Annotated in this window: 10 protein-coding genes and 1 CRISPR repeat array; of the genes, 6 read left to right on the top strand and 4 right to left on the bottom strand. The window is 39.2% G+C overall.

Features of this window, described 5'->3' with window-relative positions:
* Nucleotides 1–131: 131 nt before the first annotated feature.
* From HUN01_RS19860 to HUN01_RS19845, 4 genes are all read left to right on the top strand, one after another.
* Nucleotides 132–311, top strand: coding sequence for a chlorophyll a/b-binding protein (locus tag HUN01_RS19860; RefSeq protein ID WP_012407782.1), 180 nt, complete (start codon nucleotides 132–134; stop codon nucleotides 309–311).
* A 517-nt stretch (nucleotides 312–828) separates the two neighbouring features.
* Nucleotides 829–1152, top strand: coding sequence for a hypothetical protein (locus tag HUN01_RS19855; RefSeq protein WP_069073361.1), 324 nt, complete (start codon nucleotides 829–831; stop codon nucleotides 1150–1152).
* A gap of 356 nt (nucleotides 1153–1508) precedes the next feature.
* Nucleotides 1509–2910: direct repeats of the CRISPR family, unit length 37 nt; unit sequence ATTGCAATTACTTAAAATCCCTATTAGGGATTGAAAT.
* Nucleotides 2911–3392: 482 nt separating this feature from the next.
* Nucleotides 3393–3791: a DUF3011 domain-containing protein gene (locus HUN01_RS36625; RefSeq protein ID WP_203219490.1), complete on the top strand. Its 399-nt coding sequence runs from the start codon at nucleotides 3393–3395 to the stop codon at nucleotides 3789–3791.
* Nucleotides 3792–4216: 425 nt separating this feature from the next.
* On the top strand, nucleotides 4217–5341 hold the full coding sequence (locus HUN01_RS19845; RefSeq protein WP_181927639.1) for an LLM class flavin-dependent oxidoreductase: 1125 nt from the start codon (nucleotides 4217–4219) through the stop codon (nucleotides 5339–5341).
* Between the two features lie 105 nt (nucleotides 5342–5446).
* On the opposite strand, the gene HUN01_RS19840 is transcribed toward HUN01_RS19845, so the two are convergent.
* Nucleotides 5447–6814 carry an amidase gene (locus HUN01_RS19840; RefSeq protein ID WP_181927638.1) on the bottom strand — a complete coding sequence of 456 codons (1368 nt, stop codon included), beginning with the start codon at nucleotides 6812–6814 and terminating at the stop codon, nucleotides 5447–5449.
* Nucleotides 6815–6927: 113 nt separating this feature from the next.
* Between HUN01_RS19840 and HUN01_RS19835 the strand changes: the two genes are divergently transcribed.
* Both HUN01_RS19835 and HUN01_RS19830 read left to right on the top strand, forming a co-directional pair.
* A complete protein-coding gene (locus tag HUN01_RS19835; protein WP_181927637.1) occupies nucleotides 6928–8682 on the top strand; it encodes an asparagine synthetase B family protein in 1755 nt (584 codons plus the stop codon).
* Between the two features lie 828 nt (nucleotides 8683–9510).
* The gene (locus tag HUN01_RS19830) at nucleotides 9511–10167 is read left to right on the top strand and encodes a pentapeptide repeat-containing protein (RefSeq protein ID WP_181927636.1); all 657 of its coding nucleotides are present in this window, start codon (nucleotides 9511–9513) and stop codon (nucleotides 10165–10167) included.
* 90 nt (nucleotides 10168–10257) lie between these two features.
* On the opposite strand, the gene HUN01_RS19825 is transcribed toward HUN01_RS19830, so the two are convergent.
* The 3 genes from HUN01_RS19825 to fraC all read right to left on the bottom strand — a co-directional run bounded on the left by HUN01_RS19825 (nucleotide 10258) and on the right by fraC (nucleotide 12794).
* Nucleotides 10258–11037, bottom strand: coding sequence for an ABC transporter permease (locus HUN01_RS19825; RefSeq protein ID WP_181927635.1), 780 nt, complete (start codon nucleotides 11035–11037; stop codon nucleotides 10258–10260).
* Nucleotides 11038–11180: 143 nt separating this feature from the next.
* The gene (gene fraD, locus HUN01_RS19820; RefSeq protein WP_181927634.1) at nucleotides 11181–12188 is read right to left on the bottom strand and encodes a septal junction protein FraD; all 1008 of its coding nucleotides are present in this window, start codon (nucleotides 12186–12188) and stop codon (nucleotides 11181–11183) included.
* 63 nt (nucleotides 12189–12251) lie between these two features.
* Nucleotides 12252–12794, bottom strand: a complete 543-nt coding sequence (gene fraC, locus HUN01_RS19815) for a filament integrity protein FraC (protein ID WP_181927633.1) — start codon at nucleotides 12792–12794, stop codon at nucleotides 12252–12254.
* Between the last annotated feature and the right edge of the window lie 182 nt (nucleotides 12795–12976).

Below are 12976 nucleotides of genomic sequence, written 5' to 3'. Positions count from 1 at the left end.
TTCCTCTTCATTGAGCGGATTTTTCTTCAGATTTTCTTTATTCACTCAATGTTGCATTTTATTCAACATCTGTTACATTACTTTACAGACAGTTACAACTGCTACAACACTTGAAATTTGGAGTTTTACTGATGACAGGTTTTAAGAATCCTGCGCCTATTGTTTCAGAAGATCCTAATGCTGTGCGTTTTGGTTTCACCCCTCAGAGTGAAAATTGGAACGGTCGTCTTGCAATGATTGGTTTTCTATCTGCGATTTTAATTGAAGCTTTTTCTGGTCAAGGTTTACTCCATTTCTGGGGCATTCTCTAAATTGATGATGGTATGGGGGCAAGTCTGTGCGCACTGGTGTCAACTTAACGCGAAACCGCACGTCCGCCAGGGATTGTAAATCCCTGTCTCATAGTTAAAGTCCTCTGAAGAGGACTAAAGAGGCGCAAAAATTTTCAGTCTACTTCAGTAGACTTGAGCAATTAGTCAGGGATTTACAATCCCTGGCGGGTGAACAACACCCAATCAGTACGCTATTTTTGGCTTAAGTTGACACCAATGGTCTGTGCGTCCCCAATACTTTTCGGATAAACCCAACAATCTTTCTTTTGGTCTGGGGGAAAGTTAATGGGCTTGCGGGTAAAGGTAAATTCAAACCCTTTCCCTTTACCCTTTGCCCTTTCCCCGAAAAGTATTGTGTGCCTCCCTGTCAGTCCACCAAGTAATTCGTTTCTAACCTATGGCGCTGTTGGGATTAGTGCAAAATATCAGATTTTTCCGGTTGAGCCAAAATATAAGTGAATAATTACTTTACATTGAATATGTATAGCTAAAACTCATGGAAATACCCCAACGCGTATCAGTCCGCTACAAAGACGCGTCCTTCAACACCAATGAAATCCGTTTGAGAACTTTTCGACTTGGGTTACAAATATGGGAAGAACAAACCAAACCTCGAAAAACAGAGCTTTATCAGTTTATATCGTCTTGCTTGAAACAAGTTGACCGCCAAGATCGTTTTATGTTTTCTCTGTTGTTCATAGAATTAACAGACCTCATACGCAATTCTTCGCTGGAAAGGGGAACGAAAGAGGTTCTGATTAAAACAGCTTTTAGAGAATTTGCTTGTGCGATAACAGACTTTGAAGACGTTGCCAAATAAAGAGTTGGTTAGGGGTGTTGCTATTGCGTAGGCGTAGCCCAAATCAGTTACAGCACTGAACTCAGCTAACCTAATCGAGTAGGATATCTAGTAAGTAGCTTTCCAATCGGATTAGTTTTTTTCGCCAAATGCGCGGATGGGTAGGTGTTGGGGAAGAGGTAACTACAAAAATGGCTGAATTGGCTTATCTGCAAGAACTTGAGAGCGATCGCATTTCTAAACTATCCGCGCACCTTATGGGGAATAGTTTTCAGCCATTTGCCTCTAGCCAAATCACAATTCCTCGTGTTATGATTTTCGCATCCGCGCAACCGAACCTTGAAAACCAAATAAGACAAGGCTTTCAGACGCCAGCCATTGCAATTACTTAAAATCCCTATTAGGGATTGAAATTTTTTTTATAAATGCCGAAGATGCCGAAGATTTAGATTGCAATTACTTAAAATCCCTATTAGGGATTGAAATACAGCAATAACAGCCTTTGACTTCCCAGAGCAGTAAGATTGCAATTACTTAAAATCCCTATTAGGGATTGAAATGTACTACTCGTTACTCTGCACGGGTGCAAACATCAATTGCAATTACTTAAAATCCCTATTAGGGATTGAAATGTAGCTGTGGATACTGCTCAGGATGACGGCGATATATTGCAATTACTTAAAATCCCTATTAGGGATTGAAATCAGAATAAAGTTCGAGCGCAAGATTGCCAGCTAATTGCAATTACTTAAAATCCCTATTAGGGATTGAAATAGACTCAATCATCGACCAGATCCCCTGGATAAAGATTGCAATTACTTAAAATCCCTATTAGGGATTGAAATAGTTAGAAGCTCAACCACAGTTACTATTAGAATGATTGCAATTACTTAAAATCCCTATTAGGGATTGAAATATTTAGTCGCTGCTTCCAAGTGGAGGCAGTTTTATTGCAATTACTTAAAATCCCTATTAGGGATTGAAATAGCCATGTTGGAAGCGATCGCATCCCATGCATCATTATTGCAATTACTTAAAATCCCTATTAGGGATTGAAATTATATGCTCTATTCACAAATCGATTAGTTGGTAATCTATTGCAATTACTTAAAATCCCTATTAGGGATTGAAATTTGCCATTGCAGGTTTCACTATGGCTTCCATCAATATTGCAATTACTTAAAATCCCTATTAGGGATTGAAATGCTGCTATTCCTTGGCAGATGAAAGGTATGTCGGATTGCAATTACTTAAAATCCCTATTAGGGATTGAAATCTTCTTCAATAAAATTTGACAATCCCTGCTTGCGAATTGCAATTACTTAAAATCCCTATTAGGGATTGAAATGTAGATATCCCGACTCAACCCACAGGGAAAACTCATTGCAATTACTTAAAATCCCTATTAGGGATTGAAATTTGACGCTTCTTTTGCGCTGATTAACTCACTGTTATTGCAATTACTTAAAATCCCTATTAGGGATTGAAATTCTGATATTTTTACGCCACCTTCTACAGAAACACATTGCAATTACTTAAAATCCCTATTAGGGATTGAAATAATTTTCTTTCTGCCTCAAATCCCAATCCAATTGGAATTGCAATTACTTAAAATCCCTATTAGGGATTGAAATATTGAATATCGTGCTGATAATGGTTTACGACTCCTATTGCAATTACTTAAAATCCCTATTAGGGATTGAAATCCCATAGCAGACTCAGCCGCTAAATTTTCGAGTGCTATTGCAATTACTTAAAATCCCTATTAGGGATTGAAACAAGATTAGATAGAGTTTTAAACGTCCTAATTTGGGATTGCAATTACTTAAAATCCCTTTCACAAAGAAGTAGTATCAGAGGATGTTTTAAAAGTCCTTTTGTCAGGATCAAAAGTTTTTGATCCCCCTAAATCCCCCTTCAAAAGGGGGACTTTGATTCCGGTTCCCCCCTTTTGAAGGGGGGTTAGGGGGGATCTAAAAGTGTCTAAAGTCAAAGCAAAATACTTTTCAGATAACCTTTCAAATCAATGCCATTTTTACACTTTAAATAAAACTTTGAAAATCTGGCAGCAGCCAGATTAAATATTTTAAAGTTCTAACTTAAAACTCCAATACAGGCTATCCGTTTCATGAAAACCTTTGTATATAATGCTGTTGAGAATGCAAATATTCTTTACATTTAATCTGATTTAAAATTGTCTCTTAATACGGTTTGCTACAATTATTGTAGTTTTTATTTTTTAATTTTTGAAGAGGTCTAACATGGTTATGCGTCTTCCGATAGTTGCTGCCGCCTTCATGGCTGCCACCGTTAGTATCGGTACACTTTTGGGCGTTGTCGCTCCCGCTTCCGCTCAGGAGATAATCACTTGTTCAAGCCAGAATAATAAGAGGAATACTTGTTCAATACCTACTAGAGGCAGAGTGAGACTGGTTAGGCAATTGTCTAACACCAGTTGTAGAGGAAATTGGGGCTATAGGAGAAATCGTATTTGGGTGAAAAATGGTTGCCGAGCCGAGTTCTCAGTTGGCGATCGCAGAAACGACAGATATAACAGAAACGACAGATATAACAGAAACGACAGATATAACAGAAACGACAGATATAACAGAAACGACAGATATAACAGAAACGACAGATATAACAGAAACGACAGATAGACATTGGAGCTACATCTTGCTGGGAAGCGATCGCTTGTTGGGAAATCAGCAACACTTGCGATCGCCTTTGTTTTAAACCCTCCTTAGCATCTTTGAGGACAAAGGTTTCATCAACTCCAATTGCTTTTGCATTTTTTGACCACGCTTCTATATGCGATGCTTGTTAATCTTGCGATTTCTGGATGCGGCAAAGGAAATCTGCGATCGCAGATTTTACACAGTCTAAGTCCACCTGCGTGGACTAGCAGAAAATCGAGTTTTATAACCCGCATAGGCGGGTTTTGTATGTGTAGCCGCGACTTCTAGTCGCAGAGGCAAGTAATAGAGTGAAGTACCCTAATTTTTGCTCCTGCTGTATCAATTATCAATATTATGTTTGATGACAATATGCTTCATAATTGAATCGCAATCTAAAACTTGCATCAATGTTTGCAAAACAAAGACTGGAATTTAACTGGTGTGCTCCGGTATCTGGTGATGGATTCTATTTGGGTTTGCCTGTTTGGGAACGTCCTCCCAGTCTTGAGTATACTGTTGAGATTTTTAAAACAGCAGAACGATTTGGGTTCCAGCAGATTCTAATTGGTATGGGCTTCAACCACCACATAATGGAAGCTTGGACTTTAGCAACAGCAGTTTTAGCGCTTACCATTAGTGCTGGGGCGATGGTAGCTGTGCGTCCAGGTTTCTATTCGGCCCCAATCTTGGCAAAAATGGCTGTTACCTTAGATCACATCAGTAAAGGCCGCCTTTCACTTAACATTGTCACAGGTGGACGACCAACCGAACAGGCGATGTATGGTGATTATTTAGATCATGATAGCCGCTATCGTCGGACTCGTGAATTTATGCAAATTTGTCGGCAGTTATGGTCAACCACTAATCCCTTTAACTATGAGGGAGAATTTTATCAACTCCATCAAACTCGGTTAGAAACTTTACCTCTGCAAACATCTGGGCCGCTATTTTATTTCGGTGGTGCGAGTGAAATGGCTCAACAAGTGGGTGCAGAATTTGCAGATGTTTATCTGATGTGGGGAGAAGCACAGCAACAACTTGCTGATAGAATCAACCAGATGCAACAATTAGTTACTAATTGCGGACGAAGAAATGAGGTGCGTTATGGATTGAGGATTAATATTATCGCTCGACCAACTGAAATTCAAGCCAGAGAAACAGCAAAGGAAATGCTAACAAAAGTTTCTCCAAAAGTATTAGCTAAAGCCCGAACCACCGAATTTCCCAATACCAAACGGGAAAGTGTCGGTCAAAGCCGACAATGGGAATTACGGGGAAATGCTGATGAAGATTGGTATGTTGAACCACTGCTTTGGGCTGGAATTTCTGTGGTGCGGAGTGGTGCGGGAATGGCAATTGTTGGTAGTTATCAACAAGTGGCGGAGCGTCTTTTACAATACATAGACTTGGGAATCACAGTTTTTATCCTGTCTGGGTATCCCCATTTAGAAGAGTGCGAAAATGTGGGGCGAAATGTTTTACCGTTAGTTAGAGAAGGCTATCTTCATAGAAACTATAGGAATCCGCTTTGATTTCTGAACTAATTTGCGTACACAGGCAATAGGTAATAGGTAATAGGCAATAGGCAATAGGCAATAGGCAACAAGAAAGAAGGCTTCTTAGTTATACTGAGTTTTTCAGAAATCAAATATGAGTCCTGTAGTAGCAAGCTGGAAGGCAAAGGCAACTCTCAAAATCAAAGCTTCAGTATAAGAATTACCAACAAGTTGCATTCCTATAGGTAAACCTTGATTGCTTCGGCCACAAGGCAGAGATATTGCAGGTAAACCTAGAAAACTGAAAGGTAACATAAATCGCCGATTTAATTGATAAATTTTAGTATCGGCGTCAATGAAAGGTGCAACCATCGGTGTTGTAGGTGTTACCAGAATATCCACTTGCTGAAACAGTTTTTGCCGTTGCAGAAAGCATCTTTCCCATTTATCCTTTGCTTTTTTGTAACTGTCACGAGAAATTTTTACTCCTTTGGATAAGTCACTTTGTACTTTAACTCCAAATATGTTGGGGTTTGTAGCGTATTCTGATTGCAAAACTTGATGGAATTCATAAAGAGCAATGGTGGAGTAAGTCGCCTCATCAAATTCTTCTACTAAAAATGGAGAATTTAGAGTGACAATTTCCGCTCCTAGTTGTTTCAAAATGGATATGGCGTTATAAATTGCCTTGGCAACTTCTCCTTCAATTCCACGAAATGTGTAGTTACTAATTATGCCCAATTTTAAATCTTTGATATTGGTTGGTAGAGGGTATAATTGTTTTAAATTTGTAGATATCGGGAAGAGTACAGCATCAAGTAAAATAGCAATATCTTCTACACAATTTGTCAAAAACCCAACTGTATCAAAACTAAGAGTACGGGGAAAAATACCTTCATTGCTAAGTAGTCCCTGAGTTGGGCGTATTCCCACCACTCCTGAAAAACTGGCGGGAACTCGAATTGAACCACCAGTATCAGTACCAATTCCAGCTAAACAAAGATGAGCAGCAATAGCGGCTGCGCTTCCGCTAGAAGAACCTCCCGATGAATGGTTGTGGTTCCAGACGTTGCAGGTATTTCCATAAAAAAGATTGTTTCCAGAAAGGTCAGCCGCAAACTCGCTTAAATTTGTCTTACCTAAAATTACCGCCCCTGCTGCCTTTAACTTTTGAACAATTACACTATCAGATAATGGTATGCGTGTCAGTTCGCAAAAAAGTTGTGAGCCAACTGTAGTTTTGACTTCTGCTGTATCAATATTGTCTTTTATCGCAACAGGAATTCCGTGTAGTAATCCGTGTTTTTGACCGTTGCTTCGCTCAAAATCTAGTTTAGTAGAAGTTTCTAGGGCTTGTTGCTCTATAACTGTAATAAAAGCATTGAGTATAGGATTTGACTTTTGGATACCTTCGAGATAATGTTTGACTAATTTCCTGGAAGTCAGCGAACCACTTTGCATTTGCTGACTTGCTTGTGCGATCGTTTTAGGGATAGAATCTGCTTCCATGTTGTAAAAGTTGGAAAAAGTATGAATCAATCTCATACTGCAATTACAGCTATTTTCAGGAAAGAGGTTTGTGCAATACCTTAAAATTACTGATTATGCGTTGAAAATTTCCCATGCTATTTGATGCGTTTAAACACCGTAAATCTCCTAAAATCGAATTCATCAAGACTGACCCAACCTGGCGCGTAGCGTGGGGAAAAGTTGATGAAAATTATGAAAATATAGCTTGGCGAGATGAAAAAATTTCTGTAATTTTACCACACACGGTTTCTGGATTTCTGACGGAAAAATTAGCAATCAGTTCTGGAGGACGATTTGTTGTTGTTGGTGATGTTTGGTTAACTAACCAAGTGCAGTTGCTACAAAAGTTGGGAATTGAACCGGATAGCTTTCAAGGAAGTTCGCTGCAACTGGTGGCTAATCTTTGGGAACGATGGGGTTTTGAGTGTCTTAGGCAACTTGTGGGGATGTTTGCCCTAGTGATTTGGGATAGAGAAAAACAGGTTTTGAGGTTGGTTCGCGATCGCATCGGTGTTCGTACCCTCTATTACACTACCACTGGTTCAGTTCGTTGGATTGCGCCTCAACTAAGAACTTTATCACCCCATCGTTCATCTGATTTAGATTTGGTGGCGTTACGAGATTATCTTTGTTGTGCATTTATTCCAGGAGAACGAACCCTTTGGGAAGAGGTGCAGGAATTGCGACCTGGAACCGTTTTAGAACTTCCCGACTACAAAGTTCAAGCTTATTGGCAGCTTCAAGAACAGATTACAGCAATAGATCAACCCTTAGTATGGCATGGCGATCGCTTGCGAGAATTGCTAAACCAAGTTGTTCAAGAATATTTACCACCAGCAAATGAACCCGTCGGCGTTTTTCTTTCTGGTGGTTTGGACTCTAGCGGTATCACTGCTTTAGTGTCAAAATTCCACAAAGCACCAGTCCACACCTTCTCGATTCATTTTGGTTCTGAATGTCCCAATGAATTAGAATTTTCCAGTCTCGTTGCATCCCATTGTCAGACACAGCACCACATTTTGGAAATTACTTTTAAGGATATGTGGGAACGTCTACCAGAAACAATGGCCTATTTAGATGACCCCATTGGCGACCCACTGACTGTTCCCAACCTTTTGCTGGGAAGATTAGCGAGAGAAAGCGTAGAAGTAGTTTTAAATGGTGAAGGTGGCGACCCCTGTTTTGGTGGGCCAAAAAATCAGCCAATGTTAATTAATAGTTTATATGGCTCTGTCACCAATCAGGATACATTACAAGCTTATTTAATTTCCTTCCAAAAGTGCGCTGTTGATTTACCGCAACTTTTAAAACCAGAAGTTTGGCAAGCAGTACAAACCGCACCTTGGGTTTTTGAAAAAGATTTATATTCCCAAGCTAGTTATCTCAATCGTTTGATGGCTATGAATATCAAATTTAAAGGCGCTGACCAAATTCTGACGAAAGTGAGTAACTTGACTCAAGCAGCCCTTTTGCAAGGTCGTTCGCCCTTGTTTGACCAACGAGTAGTAGACTTAAGCATGGAAATACCTCCAGAGTATAAGCTTTCTGGAGTGGAAGAGAAAGCGGTTTTAAAACACGCGATCATAGATATTTTACCAGACACAATTATTCATCGTCCCAAAAGTGGCATGATGGTGCCAGTGCAGTTAGGATTTCGGAAATATTGGCAACAAGAAGCCAGAGATTTATTGCTCAATCGGAATGCAGCTATCACTCCTTATTTGAACCAGTTACCAATTCGCAATTGGTTAAACTATCAAGGAGATACTTGGAGTCGTTATGGTGTGAAGTTGTGGTTGCTTGCTAGTTTAGAAATTTGGTTACAAGTAAATAAAAAAGCACAATAGTAATCTGTCAAGTTGAAATTAATGGGTAATACCGTTTTTTTTGTGAAGCTGCATATAATTCACCCCCCGGCTATCGCCATCCCACCGATGCCTTGCTACGGTGTACACACAAGTCTGAAATAGCTAATTAATCAAGGTTTTAGCCACCCTAACCCTCCCCTTGCAAAGGGGCTACGGTGTACACACAAGTTATCGAATTACTACCAGTCCTCGAATTACCCCACCCTAACCCTCCCGATGCATTGGGGAGGGAACAAGATTTTCCGGTTTCCCCCCTTTGCAAGGGGGGATTAAGGGGGGTAATTCTACTTGTGTGTACACCGTAGCCCTTAACAAGGGGGAGTTAGAGGGGGTGAGAAGGACTTATGTATACACCGTAGCGATGCCTTGGGGGGACTACAGGGGAGTATTATTATGTGCATCTTCATACGAAATTGGTATAAGTAACAAAAAAATACGCGATGATTAAATCGGGCTACGCCTACATAATGGGTGATGAGTGAGGAGAAGTACTCAGTACTGATGGAAATTTTGAATCTTAAACCCCATATAAGATGAAACCCGTAGGTAAATCGAAGTCATTAGTACTAATGACCAAGGACAAATAACTAATGACAAATGACTATTGTTGTATGAATATTTCATGACTTATGTCAGCATTTTTTGTTTTAAAAACCACTAAAAACGCGTATTTTCAATCGATTGGCAGTTTTTTGCCAATTTATTTTTGATTATTTACTAAGCGGATCTCCATTTCAGGTGTACTCTCAATATACGGTAACTATCACACTCGACCTTTGAGATAAATTACACCCAGAGGTGAATACCATGAAAAATTATGCCCAACAGCAGGAATTTATATTAAGTCAAATCACAAATAAATATTTTCAGCGCCGGGATTTCAGTAGATGTGACTTGAGTGGAATCGACCTGAAAGGAATTGATTTAAGTGGTATTAATTTCATCGGAGCGGATTTGCGTGGTGCAAATTTATCTGGCTGTGTTCTCACTCGTGCTAATTTAAGTGGCGCAAATTTGATGCAAGCTAGTTTACGTGAAGCTAATCTGTATGAAGCATCTTTGTGTGAAGCCAATTTGATTAATGCTGATTTAACACAAGCAAATTTGTGCGGAACTTTCTTATGGCGGGTGAAATTCACAGGTAGTAATCTTTGGGGTGCTTCTCTGTGTGATGTGGATTTGAGAGAAGCAGACCTAAGTGAAGCCACATTAATTGAAGCATCACTGATTGAAGCTAACTTAAGTTTTGCAAATCTCACAGGAGCAAAGCTATGTGGAGCAAAATTACTAGAAACTAATTTGACTGAAGCCAACTTAACTGGCGCAGATTTGACATGGGCCAATTTAACCAATGCAAACTTGAGTAAGGCAAACCTTTGGAAGGCAAATCTGACTTATGCGAAGTTGCGCGACACTATAATGCCTGATGGCACAATTGAGCAACCTCAAATAGTGATTTATTAGTTATTTGTCATTTGTCATTGGTCATTTGTCATTTGTCATTTGTTAAGAGGGAAGAACTTTCTGTTTGCTCTAATGCCCAATGCCCAATGGCTAAAATTCTCGTTGTGAAAAGATAAAAATAGCGATCGCTAATAACATGGCACTATAAAGTAAGCCATAGCCAGCATTTGTAATGAGTGCAGTTGTGTCAGGTAGTGCTTGCAAACCATAAACGGCATCATTTTTCAAATCTAACCGAGATAAATCTGGCAAGATGAGAAACAAACCTTGAGTTAGACGTTCCATACCAGGGTTACGGCTAAGACGACCAAGTTGTACTAAATCTTGAGTAATATTTCCGATTAGATATACCGCAAAGGTTAAAACAGTCGCTAGCAGAGAAGCAGTAAAAACACCGAAGGTAATCGCCACAGCGGTGATTAATGACAACTGCAAAAATAAGAAAATTGCTGCAATTAGAATACTCGCCGTTGGATGAGGAATATTACCAAATTGCAGAAATACTAGATAAATTGCTGTCATCATGGCGACAAGTACAGCTAGGACTGCGGATAAACCCAAGTATTTGCCGACAATAATTTCGCTGCGACTAACAGGTTTAGCAATTAACACCAAGATAGTGCGTTTTTCAATTTCTTTATTAACTAGTCCTGTACCAATAAATATCGTGATAATTAACCCGATGGCATTCATCGCCGCCATCCCAAAGTCTAAAAACATTTTGTCTTCAGTCGTAGCTGCAAATTCAGGAAGGACGCGGAAGGCAGTGGCGAGTATTAGCGCATAAAAACCAATAATATATAGGATGCGATCGCGTACCACTTCCTGAAATACATTCTTTGCCAATACAAAAATTCTGTTGTTTGTCATTTGTCATTGGTCATTTGTCATTGGTCATTGGTCATTTGTCATTGGTCATTGGTCATTGGTCATTGGTCATTGGGAAGAGACAGAGGGTAAAAAAGTAATTTTATTATTCTTCTCCCTACTCCCCTGCTCCTCTGCCCCATTCTTCACTGCTGCGGAGGTGGTGTTCCAGCAATAAGCTTACTGGCGCGATCGCATTCAATTTCTGCAACTGTAATCTTATTCTCTGAATTATTGCCTACTGCAACTGGTTCAATGCGACAAGATTTCTTCAAGTAATATCCCCGTGGGTTAGAACTTGGGCCTATCCAAATACTTAGTAAATCTAATATATATCCAGACTTAGTATTAGCTACACGCGGTTCAACACGCCATAGTTCCTTCTCTTCATATTTAGCTAGGTTTTTTTGAATTACTCCCCTACCCAGAGTTCCTACGCGCTGTCTCGCATCTAGCAACCATTTCTCTACTTCCGACCAAGGTGTTTCAGCTATCTGTTCTACTACTATTGGTTGAAGTTCCTCTAGAATTACAACGCCATTTCTAGGGATTTTTGCTTGTTCTTCTGTTCTGACAACAAAGGTACTACGTTGAAAAGTATCTGCTTGCAAACTGGGATATTGTTGTAACCAATTATTCATCACAAAATAAAACTGAATCCAGCAACTTAGTAGCATACTACTAGCAACTAAAACTATGATTTTTTGGCGGTCTTCTGGCTTAGGAATGCGAGCTTTAGCGTCGGTGTCAGTTCCTTCAATAAATTCTGGTATTGCCGTAATTAGTGCTGAAATTGTCGGCCAAAAAATGATTGTTCTGGGTGTAATTACATCCTCTTGACTTCCAAAAGCAAAAACACTCACTAAGAATCCAGTGATTACCGCCCCAACTGGCATAAAAGTACCAGGAACTCTCAAAGGATCTTCAGTTGTATACCAAGCTGTGCCGGCAATTAAAAATAACCAACCAAAAAAGGCAATTATATCTTTGATATAACCTGTAGCAAAATATGAAAGTACCCAAGAAAAAACACTCATATAAATAAATGTCTGCCAAGAATAAGCTTTGGGTGGAACTAATACCTTTCTAATTCCCGCATAAAGCCCCTCAGCAAATTTAAAAATCCCAAATACATCTTTAAGTAGCGTATTCATTTTCTCCCCACACCTGATTAATAAATCACTAATATTCCTCTGAATTAAACAAGTAAGTTCTTGCTATTTTGAGCGAAATAATAAAATAATGGTTATCGCTGTATAGCTCAGAGAATTGGCTATCAATATGGTAGTAACTAAATTAGTATTTTGTAATTTAATGCTGCTAAATCGACGCCATCGCTGCCGCTGAGATGTTTTCGGTTCCTCTTCTTTTTTAGCTAGTGGTTCATTTAATAATGATAGTAGCAAAACCTTGAGAATAAAAAACTTCATCAGAAAAGTAGTAAAGAAAATTATACAGGCCGTTAAGATAATTAAAGGTTGTGTATCAGGCGATTTAAAATTATTAAAAAACATATAATTAATTAATTCTGATTTTACCTGAATTGGCAACATTGGTTCTGATACAAAAAATATGAACCAACCAATTACACTAGAAAATAGATTGATAGAAATCGCATAAAAAGTACTGGACTTTTTGTCAAATTTTAATCGAAAGTGCAAAACATACGCTTCGATGGGGATGGCAATCAGTACAAATAAAAAGTCAAACAGAATTCCACCAATGGGAAAAATCCTGGGAAGCATCCAATTTTCAGGCATAAATGGTCAAAGGTAAGGGTTAACTGTTGAGAGTATAACTGGGATAGTGAGGGTGATGGGGGAAATTATCGCATTGTTCTTGTCCTTTACTATGCTGGTGTGTCAGTAGTCATTTATTGATATTTTTAATACATCAAGCTGATTATGTACGAATGTGCGAGACGGGCAGTTTCTAAGATGAG

This window comes from Nostoc edaphicum CCNP1411, from assembly GCF_014023275.1.
Classification (GTDB): Bacteria; Cyanobacteriota; Cyanobacteriia; order Cyanobacteriales; family Nostocaceae; genus Nostoc; species Nostoc edaphicum_A.
This window is presented reverse-complemented; position numbering and strand designations above follow the sequence as displayed.